Source organism: Paenalcaligenes sp. GW821-LYS-B07-1, assembly GCF_058803365.1.
Genome location: NZ_CM179516.1, coordinates 2,996,521 through 3,013,203 on the forward strand (window position 1 = coordinate 2,996,521; position 16,683 = coordinate 3,013,203).

Here is a 16,683-nt window from a genome sequence, read left to right on the forward strand (position 1 = left end):
GAACCTTCTTATTCGTCTGACGATGTACATAGCATGGGAAGCCCATGCTCACTTAACCAAGGAGCCATAATGCAAATCAATACTCTTTGCATTAGTAATAAAAACACTTTTAAACGCGTTTCGCAGGTTGCTCTGGCTGTAGCTCTGGCTATGGGTAGCGCACATGCTCAAGGCATTTTTGATCAAGCCGACATTGATTTCAAAGGCAATGTATCAAGCATGGGCGTTGTCACCCCTGGTAGCGAAGCCACCCTGCAAGGTCGCGGCTTTACTCCTGGTCAGGAAATTTTGTTGCTAAGCAATGGTCAATCCATTGTGGGCGATCAAAAACTGGTAGCCGATAAAGACGGCGAGTTTGTGAGCAAAACAGCTATCCCTGCCACGGCATCCGTAGGCTTACACCCTGTTGTGATTCAAGCAGCTAAACCTTCTGCTGCAGCAGTTTTTGATCTGAAGATTTCCCCTAAAACAGAAATCATCGGCACCGATCTGTTCACACAGCAATCCGCTCCAATGACTCGCGGTCTGTACCAAAGTGCTTACAGCCCTAAAGAAAACAAGTTGTACGTGGTGTCTTCCGTAGGTCGCCCACCGGTACAGCAATCTGAATTGCTGAAAGTAAACCCAGAAACATTGGCCATCGAAGCACGTATTACACCGGCTGCTGATCCTAACCGTGAAAACCACGTGTATGCGCTGTACGGTGTGAGCGTTGATGACGTCAACGGCAACATCTGGGTATCTACCACACGCAACAACAGCGTCGCTGTGTACAAACAATCCGACCTGAGCTTGGTCAAACAGTTTGATGACAACACCGTTGCTCACGCTCGTGACGTCGTCGTTGATGCAGCGAATAACCGCGCTTACGCTTCTGCTTTTGGCGGTGGAGAGGTTGCTGTATTTGATACCAAAACTTTGGAACAACTGCCTTCTATCGAGCTGAAATCCAAAGGCCGTCAAGCCCCATCTCCAATGAGCTTGGCATTGGATGCCGCAAACCAAAAACTCTACACCGTTAGCATCAACACTGGCGAAGCGTTTGTTGTAGATCTGAAAGAGCAGAAACAAGAAAACGTGATCACTCTACCGCAAACACGTGCGGCTAGCGGTGTCGCGGTTGCTCCTGCTGAGCAATTGTTGTGGGTAGCAGCTCAAGGTACCGACAACGTATTGATGATCGATCTGAAAAACGGTGAAGTTGTACAAGACATCAAAGTTGGTGCTGGCCCATTGAACATCGTATGGGACGATAAAAACAAACTGGCATTTGTCGCTGTACGCGCAAACGGTCAAGTTACTGCACTGAACACCAAAGGCGAAGTCGTCGCCAATTTGGAAGCTGGCCGTCAACCTAACCATATCAGCACAGACGGTAAAGGCAACTTGTTTGTGGTGCACAAAGCTGCAAGCACTGACAAAGATGCTGTAGACCAAGTAACACGTCTACACATGAAATAAGCCTTCCCCCGCCCGACTGCCTCACCGTAGTCGGGCGTTTTTCATTTACTACTTACTGCACTGTCGTGACGCCTACTTCTCTACTTGATAACAACGCTGACACAGCCCGCACCGACTCCCCCTTACAGCACTGGCTGAAGGCTCATCGTTCCCGTAGTAGTCTTTTTTGTTCCCCCACACTGGCGTTGATGGCGTACGGTCAGGCTCTTGTATGCCGTGCCAGTAATGCCAACAACGACTTGGATGCACAAGCTACCCAGTTGCTTGCGCAAGCCCACGAACAAGGTTTGCCGTCGCTGTTGATGGGTGTATTGCCTTTCAACACCACACAACCTGCCCATTTGTTTGTCCCGCATTCTGTACTGCGCAGTGCCCCGCTGCACCCTTCTGCCGCGACAGAAGCACAACCGCATCCCACCGCCACGTTGCAGCCATTTCCGAATGGCGCAGGCTATGCTGATATTGTGGCCCGCTCATTGCCATTGCTGGATGACCAGCCTCTGAGCAAGATCGTTCTGGCTCGCACGATGGATGTGACATTAGAACAGCCACTGCAACGCCAACAGTTGTTGCACAACCTGATACGCCTTAACCCGCACGGGTATAACTTTGGCATCAACTTGGATGACCAAGAAGGCGATAACCCCTGCTTTTTTGGCGCAAGCCCCGAATTACTGGTACGCCGCAGCGGCTCGCAAGTGAGTGTAAACCCCTTGGCAGGCACAGCGGCTCGTGTGGCTGACCCTGCGGCCGATGCCCGCATTGGTCAGGCACTGCTGCAATCCGCCAAAGACCTACATGAACACGCTATTGTGATTGAAAGTGTGGTGCAAGCATTGCGCCCTTTCTGCAGTGAGCTGCATGTTCCAGATGGCCCTGAACTGGCCAAAACAGCCACGCTATGGCATTTATCTACGCCTATTCACGGTACGTTACGTGCCCCCTATGCCAGCTCATTGGAACTGGCCTTGGCGATGCATCCTACCCCTGCCGTGTGCGGTACACCTACGCTAGCTGCCCGCGATGTCATTGAAACGCTGGAACCTTTTGAGCGTCAGTTTTATGCAGGCGCTGCAGGCTGGTGTGACGATAAAGGTGATGGCGAATGGGCCGTTGCCATACGTTGCGGTTTATACCAGCAACAACACATTCGGTTGTACGCTGGCGCTGGCATTGTGGCGGCATCAGACCCCGATAGCGAACGCCGCGAAACTGGCAACAAATTACGAACAATGCTCAATGCACTGAATATTGAGCCCGCTACGATTGAAGGAGGCATCACACTATGAGTCACATTCACCAACTACCCAGCTACACCATGCCAGACGTATCTGTGCCTAACCGTGTGCAATGGGAGGTGCAAGCTGACCGCGCTGTTCTGTTAATACACGACATGCAGCACTACTTTCTGAACAAATACGACATGCAAGCTGAGCCTATCCCTACATTGGTTCGCCATATCCAAGCAATTAAAGCTCACTGCGTGAAGTTAGGGATTCCAGTAATCTACACTGCTCAGCCCACCGAGCAAAACCCCGCTGATCGTGCCTTGTTAACTGACTTCTGGGGCTTGGGTTTAAGCGCCCCCGAATACGCAGGCCAAGAAGCCATCATTGATGAGCTGGCACCTAGTGCAGATGACATACAACAAACCAAATGGCGTTATAGTGCATTTTTCCGTTCGCCCATGCGTGAGCAGATGCAAGCCTGGGGCCGAGACCAACTGATCGTGACAGGTATTTATGCGCACATAGGCTGCATGACCACCTCGTTGGATGCCTTCATGCAAGGCGTGCAAGCCTTCATGGTTAGCGATGCTGTGGCGGACTTTTCTGAAGAAGAACACCGTATGGCTTTACGCTATGTATCGCAACGTTGCGGCGTAGTGCTCAACAGCCAGACCCTACTGACTCAATTAGGAGCAGAGTGATGTACCCCGAGTTTCAACAACAACACGTACTGGTCAGCGGTGCTGCCAGTGGTATTGGCGAAAATGTGGCCCAGCAATTACTTGCGCTGGGTGCCCGCCTAACCATCATTGATCTACATGCTGATGCGCTGAATGCGTTAGCCGCTCACTACCCAGAGCAAGTATTGGCTTTAGGCTGTGATGTAGGTGATTTTGATGCCGTTGCCAACGTTGTTAGCCAAGCAGAAGCACGCTTTGGTGCCATCGACAAACTGGTGTGTGCAGCAGGCCGTTTGCAAATGGGTGATATTACAGACCTCACCGCTGAACAGTGGCAAAAAACCTTTACCACAAACACCAACGGCGTATTTAACCTATGCCACCACGTAGGCTTGCGCATGAAAGCACAAAAGCGCGGTGCGATTGTGAACATCAGCTCTAATGCAGCCACCTCACCACGTATGAGCATGGGTGCCTATGCCGCCTCTAAAGCTGCAGTGACGCAAATGTCGCGCTGTTTAGCCTTGGAGCTGGCTGCTTATAACGTGCGTGTGAATGTGGTTTCCCCAGGCTCTACCGATACCCCTATGCAGCAAGCCATGTGGCAACAAGGCAGCTCACGCGAAACTGTGATTGCGGGTTCTGGCCCTCATTACAGACTCGGTATTCCGCTGCAGAAAATTGCCACACCAGCAGAAATTGCTAACGGTGTACTGTATCTGCTGTCTGACCAAGCCAGTCACATCACACTGCATGACTTACGTATTGATGGCGGCGCTACGCTAGATCAATAAGCATACTGCGACGTAAGAAAAAGCCATAAACCCACTGGCCGTCAGAACATTCAGGGGGGCTATGCATACGCATCGTCAGCCTTTAACGAATAACGTTCTGATTACATACTTTCAATACTGGCCAAGCCCAGCAGCACCCCATCCCTAGACATGGGGCTACCTAGAAACTCACCTTGCACATAGGTCGCCCCTACACGCATAGCAGCATCTCGTCTGGCTTTGTTCCACACATTGCCTACGATAGTTTTTAAGCCATGCTCTGTGGCTAACCCACAGGCCTGCAACAAGGTTTGCTGTACCTGATCAGCCAGCGGCTGCTCGTCATCGGGATAACAGAAACGTAAGCCTTCCAATATATCCAAGCCTAGTGTTTGCTGGCTAGGAACGCTGACATTGTGCTCCAACCAAATGCTTACCCCTAAGACTCGCAACGGTGCGCACAAGGTAACCCAGGTTAGATCTGGAGTTTCATCTGTGTGACACAACACCAACTCTATATTTCTGGCTTCCGAGGCATAGGACGACAACAAGCGTAACAACGACGGCTGTAGATCAGACAAGATACTGACCGGTATGCTTAACTGCACTGGCGTACTCAATCTATATACTTGCTGCCACTCGTGCATATCAGCACACAGCATCTGTATACTGCGCTCTAGCAAAGCTACCGCCACAACCTTGTCTAGCTGCCCTAACACTGCTGAATGTATGCGCTGTGTACTATCCCAATACAGCTGTACCTCTACCCCTTTCTGTATAGCGTCCTTTAGCTGAATACGGCTTTGAAACTGTAAGCTTAAACGCCCATCAATAGACGTATTCTCATGCCACGCACTTTCTATGTGCTGCAACAACCGCGCTTGCTCTTCCTGCGCTGTTAATGCCTCAGGGCTACGCTCTTCCCGGCTAATACGGCCAGCAAAACTATAGCCCCAGCCATGCACTGAACGTATAGGCAGATCCAGCTTCAACTGCGCTGCTTTACGCTTTAAGCGACTGATTAATGAATCTACTGCCCGCTTGCTTTGCAAAGCACCTGATTTGATTTGTAGAAAATCTTCGCGACTCACTCGTCCATCATGGCTATGGCTAAACAGCTCTATCAGTTGCTTCTCACCGTAAGTGAGTTCTAGCACAACGCCTGATGGGGAGAGCATGCTCCAACCCTTATCCTGCAACACCCACGGCGTATCGGCAGTAAAGGACGTTGGCAGCAGCTCTGCAGCAGCAATCGACGTTTCTACTGTATGACTTAAGAACCGCTCCGCTCTACGTCGCAACGCATGTTTGATAGCCACTACTTCCGTCGCACTAATGTGTATGGGCAGCACGGTATCTGCCCCTGCAAACAATAAATCCGTACGTTGGGCTTCTGACTCGAACTGGCTTACCACCACAATGCCGCTATATGGCACGATGGAACGCAAATTCGCTGCCACTAGCGCCAGATGCGCGCGCTCACACACCAGCAGAATAATATCTACTGCGGCGTCAATATTTTCTAATGCGGTTCCGAAAACCGAGGGGCCTTGCAATATCGTCTGAACAGAAGTGCCCAGCAAGCCCAACTCTTTTTCCAACTTGTGACACTGGTTGGCGTCATCAAACACCACCACTACTTTTCTTGCGTGCTTCATATCAACCCTGCCTCAACTTATGCAACAGGAGTTACCGTTACATCAATACACCTCTTCTTTTCTGATTGTTAACGTTTTACACATCCAGTCAAAGACAAGCATTGTCAATTTACAGTTTTGTTCTGTGTACTTAGCACTACGTAATCCAACATCAGGGATCAGCACGCAAACTGTCACTCACTGACGCAGATACAAAAACAGCACTGTGAAGCCCAGTGCTGTTTTTGTTGTAACTAATTATTAAGGCTTGGTGCTTTGTGTCAGTTTTGCCTCAAGTTGCTCTTTAGGCAAAAAGCCGCTTACTCGCGAACCATCTTCGAAAATCAGAGCAGGAGTGCCACGAATATCCATGCTCATCCCCGTCGTCAAAATTTCTTTGATAGGGTTTTCACAGCTACGTGCTTGTGGCGCTGTACCGTTCAACATCCAGTCGCTCAATGCTTTGCCTGGTTCTTCAGCACACCAAATATTTTCAGCTTTGGCCGCGGAGTCAGGGCTCAGGATGGGGTACATCATGGAGTAGATGGTGACGTTATCCACGTCTTTCAGCTCAGTGTGCAACTTCTTGCAATAGATGCAGTTAGGGTCTTCGAATACCACTAACTGACGACTGCCATCACCCTTCACCGTTTTAATGGCTTTATCCAAAGGCAACTGCGAAAAGTCGACTTTGTTCAGCTCTTCCTTACGCTGCGACGTCAAATCAATACGTTCTTTGATGTCTACCAACGAACCTTGCATCAGGAAATCCACTTCAGGATTCACATACACCAGTTCATTCCCTATACGTACTTCCAACAGCCCTGGAAAAGGAGTAGGACGAATTTCATCGATAGTGATATCGGTGAATGTTGCTTCCAGCTTCTGACGGACGTCAGGGTAATCGGTGGTTTGTGCCTGCGCGGTACCAGCCAAACCTAGACCTACACTGAATGCCAGTGCAGCGACAAGACGGCCTGACCACGTGGTTTTTACTTGCATGTTGACTCCATTAATAAGCGATATCGTTAGAGTGGGAAAATCTTGTCTCCCGCCGCATTGGCTATCAAACGTCGCTTGATAAAAGGCAATTGATTAATGATGGACATTCCGGCATTACGCGCCCACGCTACGGGGGCTTGCTGCGCCATAAACAGGCTATGTAAAGAGTCTGTCACGACACGCATGGCGGCGATGGGTTCTGCCCGTCGTCGCTTATATCGCTCCAGTACAGGTAACGCCCCTACGGATTGATGAACAGGTTTGGCTGCCAGAACACGTATAAGTTCCTCTACGTCACCCAAACCTAAATTCAGCCCTTGGCCAGCCAACGGATGCACGCGATGCGCAGCATCCCCAACCAAGGCTACACCTTCTGCTACCATGCCGGTACGCTCAAAAGTCAGCGGGAAAGCAAACATTTTTGAACGTACACGCACATTTCCTAGACGACCTTGGGTCACGCCCATCAGCCATTGCTGCAAACGCTGTGCTTTGTCTTCGTCACTCAGCACCATCAATTCAGCAATTTGCTCGGTAGGGCCAGACCACACCAACGACACTTGCGGACCTTCGTCGGTATCTGGCATAGGCAACAAAGCCACTACGGCATCGCCCGTAAACCATTGCAAAGCCACACCTTGATGCGGCAATTCAGTGGTGAGGTGAGTGACCAAGCCACTGTCGCCATACGCCTTAAAGTCGTGCCAAATTTCTGCCACTCGACGCACCGTGGATTTAGCACCGTCAGCCCCCACCAGCAGTTGAGCGTCCAGTGTTTTCCCAGATACTGTGTGTACCTGCTCGCCATCACGTGACGCGAGTTGGTCGTCGTGCCAACGTACGCCATACACTTTCAGCGCTTGTCGTAGCGCCCGTTCCATTTCGCCGGACTCTACAATCCACGCTAAGGTATGACGAGCGTCTTGCCAAGCATCCAAGGCCAAACGTCCACCACCATCGCCATAAATCTCCATGGCTTGAACAGGTGTGAGACGCGTAGCATCCATTAAATCCCAAATGCCTAGCGACGCCAAAAAGCTCTGGCTAGAACCAGAGATAGCATACACACGGGGATGGTATTCATCGTGGCGTGGCAGCTGACGCGACATCTCTGGCGCCAGCACTTCCACTGTAAAGGCTTTTTTTGCTAGACCCAAGGCGCATGCCATACCGGCAATACCTGCGCCACACACCATGATTTTTTGCTGTGTCATCGTGCTGACGGTGCTCCTGCTGATTTAGGCCATAGCACCCACATTTCACCGCGTTGTTTCATGCGCCCGGCCTGGGCACCCGCTTCATCGCCAGTGCCCCAATAAAAGTCGGTACGTGCAGCGCCTTTAATAGCTGCACCTGTATCTTGTGCAAACACCAAACGCTGCAACGGTTTCTGGCTACCTGGATAGGAGGTAGACAAAAATACAGGAGAACCCAGCGGCACAAAAGTAGGATCAATAGCCACCGCGCGCTCGGCGATCAGCGGAATGCCATAGGCCCCTTTAGGCCCCAACAACGGGTCAGTAATGGTTTCTTGACGGAAGAACACCATCGCCGGATTGGCATTGAGCATTTCCTGTATACGGTTAGGATTGCGTTTGGCCCATGCCTTAATGTTTTGCATCGAGGTTTGTGCCAGCGGCATTTCGCCCTGCTTGGCTAACCACTGACCAATAGAAGCATACGGACGGCCATTATGATCGTCGTAAGCTAAACGCACCGCTGAGCCATCTGGCAACACCGCACGACCAGAACCTTGAATCTGCAAGAAGAAGGCTTCTACAGGATCGGCCGCCCATACCAGCGCTTGAGGCTGACGATGCGACTTGGCAGCGATCTCGGCACGCGTATCGTAAGGCACTACACGTCTACCTTCTACTTTGCCGCGCACACGCTTGCCCGCTAACTCAGGGTACACAGTCCCCAAGTCGATGGTAAGCAGGTCGTCGGGGGTAGAGTACAACGGCCATTGGTATGTACCGCCACGCGTTGTAGAGGCTTGGATCAACGGCTCGTAATAGCCAGTAACGGTATTACTTGCTACCGCACCATTCGCATCTAACACGCGCCATGGTTGCAAATGCTGCTGTAAAAACTGGCGTACTGCTGCGGTATCTTGACCAGAAATATTGCTGTTCGCTGCAGCGGAACACACACCTTGCCACGCACGCGGAGCCGCACGCGCAGGCATCGTCAACGAACCGCTTACCGGACGCATCAAGCCCTTACAGTTATTAATAAAAGCTTTCCAAACATGTTCTAAATTATCTTGCTGCCAACCCGGCAAAATTGACCAGTTCACCGCTACAAAGCGGCCAGTCAGTGGGCGTACAGCGGTTTCAGGCAACGCAGATAGTGCAGGCACTTGCAAAGGACGCAAGGCCACATCATCAGTCGCGGCAGTAGTAGCACTACTACTGGAGGAACCCACCGCACTACCAGTTTGATCCAAATCTACTGTAGAACAAGCAGAAACCAAAGCCAGCACGGAAGCCAGCACAGTCAAACGAAGTACAGTCATAGTGTTTATTAGTGCAGAGTGCGTGGGATAGCCAAAACGAATTCGGGAATCACCACATCAAAAGGGATACCGTCTTCGCTGACACAATGATAAAACCCTCTCATCGTACCAACAGGGGTCATGAGCGGACAGCCACTGGTGTATTCAAATGTTTCACCGGGAGCCAATAATGGTTGCTGGCCTACTACGCCCAAACCACGTACTTCTTGTACATTTTGATTCGCATCAGAGATGATCCAATGCCGACTGACTACCTGTATAGGTTGCTCAGCATGGTTAGTGATCTGTACGGTATAGGCAAATACGAACTGCTGGCGCTCAGGTTCGGACTGCTCGGGTAAATAGCGTGGCACAACTTTGACCACTACATTTTCTGACTTCAAACCCGTCTCCCTCAAAAATCAGTTGCAAAACTGCAGGGTCATGGAACATCACCCCTAATCATGACACAATTGCAGTATGTACGTCACAAACCAACTTACTCGCTGATCTATGTCACACAAACAAGCTGCCCGCATTGCTCCCAGTATTTTATCCGCGGATTTCGCCCGTTTGGGTGAAGAAGTCAAAAATGTCGTCCTCGCCGGGGCCGACTGGGTTCATTTTGACGTTATGGACAACCATTACGTCCCTAACCTGACGTTTGGCCCCATGATCTGTAGTGCGCTACGCCCGCACACTGAAGCCCCTATTGATGTACACCTGATGGTTGAGCCAGTAGATTCTTTGGTTGAGCCTTTCGCCAAAGCAGGAGCCAACTTAATTAGCTTCCACCCAGAAGCCTCTCGCCACATTGACCGCACGCTATCGCTGATTCGAGATCAAGGCTGTAAGGCCGGGTTGGTATTCAACCCAGCGGTAGGTTTGGAGTGGATGGACCATGTCATGGACAAACTAGACTTGGTACTAATCATGTCAGTGAACCCTGGTTTTGGTGGCCAGAAGTTCATTCCTCACGCATTAGAGAAGCTACGCCAAGCACGCCAGAAAATTGATCGCTGGGTAGAAGAAGGCGGCCAGCCTATCAGCCTAGAAATTGATGGCGGTGTGAACGTGCAAAATATTGGTGCTATTCGTGCCGCTGGTGCGGATGCATTTGTAGCCGGCTCGGCCATTTTCAACCAACCTGACTACAAAACTGTGATTGATGCCATGCGCGTGGAAATCGCCAAAGCGGATTCCCAAGCCTAACCACTACATCAACCAGTTACCATTACGGCTCTGCCCTTTATCTCCGTGCTTTACCGGAGATAAAGGCTTACGCCGCTCAATAAACAGCGAGCTACCCAGAGTTTTCTTGGCCATTGTTTTAGCAGAAGCTGCCATTTCGGCAATTAAGCTGCTGTTATACAGATGCACCGGATTCACCTCTACCACCCCTAGCGATAGCGCCACCAACGAATGGAACTCTTCCACTTGCTGGCGATTTTCTGCATAGTAGCCGCCCATACGCAAATGCTCAGCACTATAGAGATGGCTTAACGCCAACGGCAAATTCTGGATAATGCTCTTGCAGCGCTGTTCCCAGTCTGGGCTTTTAAAAATCACGATGAAATCATCACCGCCCACATGCCCCACAAAATCGTGCTCTGGGTGACTAGCCTCTACCAGCAAACTGGCTGTGATCTGTATCACCTCATCGCCTTTTCTATACCCGTATAAGTCATTAAAGGGTTTGAAATAATCCAAATCGCCATAACAGACTGCAAACGGACTTTGGCCACGCAGCAACTGTTCCAAGTGCTCATTAATAGGCACGTTGCCTGGTAATTGCGTTAATGGGTTGGCATACCGCGCCGCTTGTAACTGCAACTGCGACACTTCACGCATCAGATCAGCACTAGATCCTACGCCTAAGTAGCTACCATCACGGGTGATGATGAAGCCGTCTGACATATAGTGCTCAGGCCCATCTGTTACCCATTGCGCCAACTCCTGCAACGGCATTTTTCTATCAATGATCAGCGGCGTATTTTCTATCATTTCACCGCATGCTCGATTACCGTACAGCTCGCGGTGATATAACCGTGCCAACCTATCAAATAACTTGTCGCGTCGAAGCAAACCCACTGGCATGCCACCTCTTAACACCACCAACGTATTTAGCGAAGCGTCTTTTTGGAAGCGATCGCACACTACATTCGTAGGCACTTCGAATGCCACCACAGGTACCTGACGCACCAAACGATGGGCAGTCACCGGCTTGTCAGCACGCCCTAAGGCAGTCAACGTAGGTGTACCAAATGGGGTTCTAAACAGCGCTAGCAACGAGGTTTCCAGCGAAGTTTTAGGATGTTTTTCTGGTCTGCCCAAGAAAAAACCTTGGCCGCACATCACGCCCAGCCTGCGCAGCATCACTAGTTCTTCTTGAGTTTCTATACCTTCAGCAATCACCGTAGATTGTGCTTGGAAGGCAATTTCACAAATAGACCGCACCAACTGCTGGCGCAACGGATCTTCATGTATGCCACGTACGAAAAAACGGTCTATCTTGACGTATTCAGGGCGCAGTTCTGTCCACAACTTCAGCGTAGAAAACCCCTGCCCCAGATCATCAATGGCCAATTGCACACCCGTTTCCCGGTACATTTTGACCACATCGTGCAGCATACTCATAGAGCTAACCGAGCAATCCTCTGTTAGTTCCACTACCACTTGATCGAATTCTCTGTCACGCAGTGTTGAGAAAAAACAGCTCAAACTACGCTCTTCCCCCGCAGTTTGGTGCAAACTGGGACTAGTATTTAGAAACAATTTTCCTGTGAGTCCTAGCGCTCTGAACTGTTCCAGATGCAACTCACAACACAAATGCTCTAATTCAAAACGCTGTCCATGTTGGTCTGCTAGCTCAAATAACGCTAACGGCGAATACAAGGCCGTATTTTCTGGCCCCCGGATTAATGCCTCATAACCAACAATAGCGCCATGTCGCAACTCAACTATGGGCTGAAATAAAGGTGTTAATTTTTTATTCTGCAGTACTTCTTGAAAAGCAGTCAGCATGTTCTCCACCTTAACACTGCCGTCCCCTGTTTGTATCAGTTTGTATCACCGACACGTTATGCTACAAGCAACACCTTAACTCAACAAAATTACCAAACAATCCAAAGATGACAGATATTGCAAGAAAACAACTGTCACTCACTATCTGCTCTACAATGCCAAGCAATGCTTTACTTTTTCTCACAGAGCCCATCATGCAATACACCGCTGTACTTCTTGACCTAGACGGTACTCTTGTTGACTCCATCCCTGATATTGCCGCAGCGGCCAATGGCGTCCTGATTGACCTACAACGTCAACCCTTACCCGAAGACGTGATTCGTTCTTTTGTGGGTAAAGGCTCTGATGTGTTGGTGCAGCGACTGCTGCGACACACCTCTGAAAATGAGCACCTAGACCCCGAAGAGTACGAACAGGCTAAGGCTTCCTTTGCGCACCATTATGCGCGTAGCAATGGTCAGCACAGCACGATATACCCGGGTGTAGAAGAAGGCTTAAAAGCATTCAAGGCCGCCGGCTGCAAACTCGCCGTAGTGACCAACAAGCCCATAGAGTTCACGATTCCTTTACTGGATGCTCTGAAGCTTTCCCCCTATTTCGACCTCATGGTTGGCGGGAATACTACAGATCAGAAAAAACCCCATCCGCTGCCTTTTATACACGCCAGCAACAAGCTCAATGAGCCTGCTGCACAGTGTCTGGTCATTGGTGATTCAGTGAACGACGCCCAAGCCGCGCGTGGTGCGCACATGGACGTTTTACTGGTGCCTTACGGCTACAACGAAGGAATAGATATACAAACTCTGGATGCTGATGCTATAGTGTCCAGCATTAAGCACGCTGCTGAGTGGGCAACCGCACGCAGTTCCATAACGGATTAAATGTTAACGATACGAATTAACACATGATGTCTGCTACCTTCACACACAATGCACAAATCGGCGCCTATTGGCGCTGGTGGCGTTTGTGTTCCGGGTAGCTAGCATACTGTCCCGGTGTTTTTGTTGAGCTTCACGTTGTACCCATAAAGTCTCAGCACCTGCACCACCCAGTCAAACCAGCCCGGAATCTATGACAGCCGGGCTGTTTTGTTTTCAGGGCCCGGCCAACAGAACTTTTAAAAAAGGCCGTACCATGACAGAAATTGAGTTTAAAGCGCTTGCCGCAGAAGGTTTTAACCGCATTCCTCTCATTGCCGAGACCTATGCTGATCTGGATACACCTCTTTCCATTTACCTGAAACTAGCGCACAACGGCCCCGAAGGTGGACGTAACAGTTGCTTGCTGGAATCTGTAGTAGGTGGAGAGCGTTTCGGCCGTTATTCCTTTATTGGTCTACCAGCCAAAACGGTAATCCGTGCCACTGGCAACGTGACCGAAGTCCTGCATAACGACGAAGTGGTAGAACGCTACGAAGGCGACCCACTGACCTTTATCGAAGAATACCAAGCACGCTACAAAGTAGCGATTCGTCCTGGCATGCCTCGCTTTGCGGGCGGCTTGGCGGGTTACTTCGGCTACGACACCGTGCGTCACATTGAGCCTTCTTTGGGCCAACCCGTCAAACCTTTCCCTGCTGGTCAGGACGAAGGCACTCCAGACATCATGCTGCTGCACATTGATGAGCTGGTGATTGTGGACAACTTGGCTGGTCGCACCTACTTGATCGTGTATGCGGATCCTACTCAGCCAGAAAGCTACTCCCGCGCCAAACGCCGTCTGAAAGAATTGCGTGAAAAACTGCGCACTCCAGTAGTGATTCCTTACGCGTACGCGAGCTTGGAAACCAAAGAGCGCCGCGACTTCGACAAAGCTGACTACATCAAAGCCGTAGAAAAAGCCAAAGAGTACATCACTGACGGCGAGATCATGCAGGTTCAAGTTGGCCAAGTGATCGCCAAACCTTTCCGTGATGCGCCGTTGTCCTTGTACCGTGCGCTGCGTTCGCTGAACCCATCGCCTTACATGTACTTCTGGAACTTCAGCGACTTCCAAGTGGTGGGTGCTTCCCCAGAAATTCTGGTACGCCAAGAGAAAGAACTAATTGATGGCGAATACAAACAAGTTGCCACCATTCGCCCCTTGGCCGGTACACGCAAACGCGGTTCTACCCCAGAAGAAGACAAACTGTTGGCCGAAGAGCTGCTGGCTGATCCTAAAGAGCGCGCTGAACACGTGATGCTGATCGACTTAGCGCGTAACGACATTGGTCGTATTGCAGAAGGCGGTACAGTGAAAGTAACCGACACCATGACTATTGAACGTTACTCACACGTTCAACACTTGGTGTCCAATGTGTGTGGTGAAGTGAAAGAAGGCTTGTCCTCCATGGATGTGCTGCGTGCCTCTTTCCCTGCCGGCACATTAACTGGCGCACCTAAAGTACGCTCCATGCAAATCATTGATGAGCTGGAACCTGTACGTCGTGGTATTTACGGTGGTGCAGCAGGTTACCTGAGCTACAGCGGCGAGATGGATTTGGCCATCGCCATTCGTACTGGCGTGATCAAAAACGGCATGTTGTATGTACAAGCCGCTGCTGGCGTCGTGGCCGATTCCAGCCCAGAAGCCGAATGGCAAGAGACTGAAGCCAAAGCCCGTGCTCTGCTGCGTGCAGCAGAACAAGTACAGCTTGGCTTAGACGATCCCATTTAATCAGTTCCAGTCTTAACCCATACGTTCTCTTTTTAGATCAGGTGCTCCCATGATTTTCATGCTCGATAACTACGACTCTTTTACCTATAACCTCGTGCAGTACTTTTACGAACTGGGACAAGAAGTCACGGTTGCCCGTAATGATCAGATCACGATTGAAGAAATAGCCGCATTGCGTCCTGAGCGCATCTGCGTCTCGCCCGGCCCTAGCACTCCAGCCAAAGCCGGAATCTCCATCGAGCTGATTCGTCACTTTGCGGGCCAACTGCCTATTTTGGGCGTGTGCTTGGGGCACCAAGCCATTGGTGAAGCCTTTGGCGGCAAGATTGTTCATGCACAACGTGTCATGCACGGTAAGGTTTCCCCCATTACCCACAACAACACTGATGTGTTTGCCGGCCTACCTTCACCATTTAACGTTACGCGCTATCACTCGCTGGCCATTGAACGTGCCAGCCTGCCTGACTGCTTAGAGATCACAGCGCAAACCGAAGACGGCGAAATCATGGGTGTACGTCACAAAACCATGCCTATCAGTGGCGTACAATTTCACCCCGAGTCGGTTCTAAGCGAACACGGCCACGCCTTGCTGCGTAATTTCCTGACCCTCTGAATTTGAAAAAAGAAAAAGGACCATCATGACAACCATTACGCCAACCGAAGCCCTAGTGCGCTGCATTGAACACCGTGAAATTTTCCACGATGAAATGCTGCACCTAATGCGTATGTTGATGCGTGGCGAAATGCCTGCGCCATTAGCTGCTGCACTGCTAATAGGGTTGCGAGTCAAAAAAGAAACCATAGGCGAAATTACCGCCGCGGCTCAGGTCATGCGTGAGTTTTCCACCCCCGTTGTCGTACCCGACACATCCGATTTACTGGATATGTGCGGCACCGGAGGAGACAGCAGCAATACCTTCAATATCTCTACAGCATCCATGTTTGTAGCCGCTGCCGCTGGCGTAAAAATCGCTAAGCACGGCAACCGCAGTGCCTCTAGCTCGTCTGGCAGTGCGGATGTATTGGAGGCCTTGGGTGCAAATCTGAACCTGAACCCTGAACAAGTTGCCGAATGTATTGAGCAAATTGGCATAGGCTTCATGTTTGCCCCTGCTCACCACGGTGCCATGAAAAACGTTGCTGCCGTACGTAAAGAACTAGGCGTACGCACCATTTTCAATATCTTGGGGCCTCTCACCAACCCTGCGAATGCCGCCAACCAGCTAATGGGCGTATTTCACCCTGACCTGGTGGGGATTCAAGTACGCGCCATGCAACGCTTGGGTTCCAAGCATGTACTGATCGTACACGGCATGGACGGTATGGACGAAGCCTCGTTGGGTGCCAGCACCTTGGTAGGTGAGTTGAAAGACGACGAAGTGCGCGAATACCAAATTCACCCTGAAGACTTCGGTTTGAGCATGGTGTCCAACCGCTCTATCAAAGTGAACAACAGCGAAGAATCTCGCGACATGATTCACCAAGCACTGGATAACCACGCCGGCCCTGCGCGTGACATCGTGATGTTCAATGCTGGTTTGGCCATTTACGCCGGTAACGGTGCCAGCAGCATCAAAGCCGGTTTGGAGAAAGCGTCCGACATGCTAGCCAGCGGCGCAGCCCGTGACAAACTGGAAGAGTTCTGTCGCTATACCAAACGCTTTATTTAAGCTTCTACGACCAAGGCATGGTCGCCATATAATGGCGGCTCATGCTATCGTAGCC

At 50.6% G+C, this 16,683-nt stretch carries 15 protein-coding genes; 9 read left to right on the plus strand and 6 right to left on the minus strand.

Features of this window, described 5'->3' with window-relative positions; translation table 11 throughout:
* Nucleotides 1-69 precede the first annotated feature (69 nt).
* From AC3QL0_RS14430 to dhbA, 4 genes are all read left to right on the plus strand, one after another.
* Nucleotides 70-1,461, plus strand: a complete 1,392-nt coding sequence (locus AC3QL0_RS14430; protein ID WP_493009095.1) for a YncE family protein — start codon at nt 70-72, stop codon at nt 1,459-1,461.
* A 65-nt stretch (nt 1,462-1,526) separates the two neighbouring features.
* Complete coding sequence (locus AC3QL0_RS14435; RefSeq protein WP_493009096.1) at nt 1,527-2,750, plus strand: isochorismate synthase; 1,224 nt, start codon at nt 1,527-1,529, stop codon at nt 2,748-2,750.
* Nucleotides 2,747-3,391 carry an isochorismatase family protein gene (locus tag AC3QL0_RS14440; RefSeq protein WP_493009097.1) on the plus strand — a complete coding sequence of 215 codons (645 nt, stop codon included), beginning with the start codon at nt 2,747-2,749 and terminating at the stop codon, nt 3,389-3,391. The genes AC3QL0_RS14435 and AC3QL0_RS14440 overlap by 4 nt, the downstream gene beginning before the upstream one ends.
* Nucleotides 3,391-4,164: a 2,3-dihydro-2,3-dihydroxybenzoate dehydrogenase gene (gene dhbA / locus AC3QL0_RS14445; protein WP_493009098.1), complete on the plus strand. Its 774-nt coding sequence runs from the start codon at nt 3,391-3,393 to the stop codon at nt 4,162-4,164. The genes AC3QL0_RS14440 and dhbA overlap by 1 nt, the downstream gene beginning before the upstream one ends.
* Before the next feature lie 101 nt (nt 4,165-4,265).
* Here dhbA and AC3QL0_RS14450 read toward each other — a convergent pair whose 3' ends face one another.
* From AC3QL0_RS14450 to apaG, 5 genes are all read right to left on the minus strand, one after another.
* Nucleotides 4,266-5,801 carry an EAL domain-containing protein gene (locus AC3QL0_RS14450; protein WP_493009099.1) on the minus strand — a complete coding sequence of 512 codons (1,536 nt, stop codon included), beginning with the start codon at nt 5,799-5,801 and terminating at the stop codon, nt 4,266-4,268.
* A gap of 240 nt (nt 5,802-6,041) precedes the next feature.
* Entirely contained in the window at nt 6,042-6,782 is a 741-nt protein-coding gene (locus AC3QL0_RS14455) for a DsbC family protein (protein ID WP_493009100.1), read from the minus strand.
* 26 nt (nt 6,783-6,808) lie between these two features.
* Nucleotides 6,809-7,996 carry an FAD-dependent monooxygenase gene (locus AC3QL0_RS14460; protein WP_493009101.1) on the minus strand — a complete coding sequence of 396 codons (1,188 nt, stop codon included), beginning with the start codon at nt 7,994-7,996 and terminating at the stop codon, nt 6,809-6,811.
* Entirely contained in the window at nt 7,993-9,300 is a 1,308-nt protein-coding gene (mltA, locus tag AC3QL0_RS14465) for a murein transglycosylase A (protein ID WP_493009102.1), read from the minus strand. The genes AC3QL0_RS14460 and mltA overlap by 4 nt, the downstream gene beginning before the upstream one ends.
* Before the next feature lie 8 nt (nt 9,301-9,308).
* Nucleotides 9,309-9,683: a Co2+/Mg2+ efflux protein ApaG gene (apaG, locus tag AC3QL0_RS14470; RefSeq protein ID WP_493009103.1), complete on the minus strand. Its 375-nt coding sequence runs from the start codon at nt 9,681-9,683 to the stop codon at nt 9,309-9,311.
* 109 nt (nt 9,684-9,792) lie between these two features.
* On the opposite strand from apaG, the gene rpe reads away from it, so the two are divergent.
* On the plus strand, nt 9,793-10,491 hold the full coding sequence (gene rpe / locus AC3QL0_RS14475; RefSeq protein WP_135862035.1) for a ribulose-phosphate 3-epimerase: 699 nt from the start codon (nt 9,793-9,795) through the stop codon (nt 10,489-10,491).
* 3 nt (nt 10,492-10,494) lie between these two features.
* Here rpe and AC3QL0_RS14480 read toward each other — a convergent pair whose 3' ends face one another.
* Nucleotides 10,495-12,303, minus strand: coding sequence for a GGDEF domain-containing protein (locus tag AC3QL0_RS14480; RefSeq protein WP_493009104.1), 1,809 nt, complete (start codon nt 12,301-12,303; stop codon nt 10,495-10,497).
* A 194-nt stretch (nt 12,304-12,497) separates the two neighbouring features.
* Between AC3QL0_RS14480 and AC3QL0_RS14485 the strand changes: the two genes are divergently transcribed.
* From AC3QL0_RS14485 to trpD, 4 genes are all read left to right on the plus strand, one after another.
* Nucleotides 12,498-13,184, plus strand: coding sequence for a phosphoglycolate phosphatase (locus tag AC3QL0_RS14485; RefSeq protein ID WP_493009105.1), 687 nt, complete (start codon nt 12,498-12,500; stop codon nt 13,182-13,184).
* A 253-nt stretch (nt 13,185-13,437) separates the two neighbouring features.
* Nucleotides 13,438-14,958 carry an anthranilate synthase component I gene (trpE, locus tag AC3QL0_RS14490; RefSeq protein ID WP_493009106.1) on the plus strand — a complete coding sequence of 507 codons (1,521 nt, stop codon included), beginning with the start codon at nt 13,438-13,440 and terminating at the stop codon, nt 14,956-14,958.
* 49 nt (nt 14,959-15,007) lie between these two features.
* Nucleotides 15,008-15,571, plus strand: a complete 564-nt coding sequence (locus AC3QL0_RS14495) for an anthranilate synthase component II (protein WP_493009107.1) — start codon at nt 15,008-15,010, stop codon at nt 15,569-15,571.
* A gap of 25 nt (nt 15,572-15,596) precedes the next feature.
* The gene (gene trpD / locus AC3QL0_RS14500) at nt 15,597-16,628 is read left to right on the plus strand and encodes an anthranilate phosphoribosyltransferase (protein WP_493009108.1); all 1,032 of its coding nucleotides are present in this window, start codon (nt 15,597-15,599) and stop codon (nt 16,626-16,628) included.
* Nucleotides 16,629-16,683 lie beyond the last annotated feature (55 nt).

Excerpts from the sequence above, each read along its gene's own strand:
- AC3QL0_RS14460 (WP_493009101.1), bottom strand. The coding sequence starts at position 7,996 with ATGACACAGCAAAAAATCATGGTGTGTGGCGCAGGTATTGCCGGTATG.
- trpD (WP_493009108.1), top strand. The coding sequence starts at position 15,597 with ATGACAACCATTACGCCAACCGAAGCCCTAGTGCGCTGCATTGAACAC.
- AC3QL0_RS14450 (WP_493009099.1), bottom strand. The coding sequence starts at position 5,801 with ATGAAGCACGCAAGAAAAGTAGTGGTGGTGTTTGATGACGCCAACCAG.
- dhbA (WP_493009098.1), top strand. The coding sequence starts at position 3,391 with ATGTACCCCGAGTTTCAACAACAACACGTACTGGTCAGCGGTGCTGCC.
- mltA (WP_493009102.1), bottom strand. The coding sequence starts at position 9,300 with ATGACTGTACTTCGTTTGACTGTGCTGGCTTCCGTGCTGGCTTTGGTT.
- AC3QL0_RS14485 (WP_493009105.1), top strand. The coding sequence starts at position 12,498 with ATGCAATACACCGCTGTACTTCTTGACCTAGACGGTACTCTTGTTGAC.
- AC3QL0_RS14440 (WP_493009097.1), top strand. The coding sequence starts at position 2,747 with ATGAGTCACATTCACCAACTACCCAGCTACACCATGCCAGACGTATCT.
- AC3QL0_RS14495 (WP_493009107.1), top strand. The coding sequence starts at position 15,008 with ATGATTTTCATGCTCGATAACTACGACTCTTTTACCTATAACCTCGTG.
- trpE (WP_493009106.1), top strand. The coding sequence starts at position 13,438 with ATGACAGAAATTGAGTTTAAAGCGCTTGCCGCAGAAGGTTTTAACCGC.
- AC3QL0_RS14480 (WP_493009104.1), bottom strand. The coding sequence starts at position 12,303 with ATGCTGACTGCTTTTCAAGAAGTACTGCAGAATAAAAAATTAACACCT.
- AC3QL0_RS14455 (WP_493009100.1), bottom strand. The coding sequence starts at position 6,782 with ATGCAAGTAAAAACCACGTGGTCAGGCCGTCTTGTCGCTGCACTGGCA.
- AC3QL0_RS14430 (WP_493009095.1), top strand. The coding sequence starts at position 70 with ATGCAAATCAATACTCTTTGCATTAGTAATAAAAACACTTTTAAACGC.
- rpe (WP_135862035.1), top strand. The coding sequence starts at position 9,793 with ATGTCACACAAACAAGCTGCCCGCATTGCTCCCAGTATTTTATCCGCG.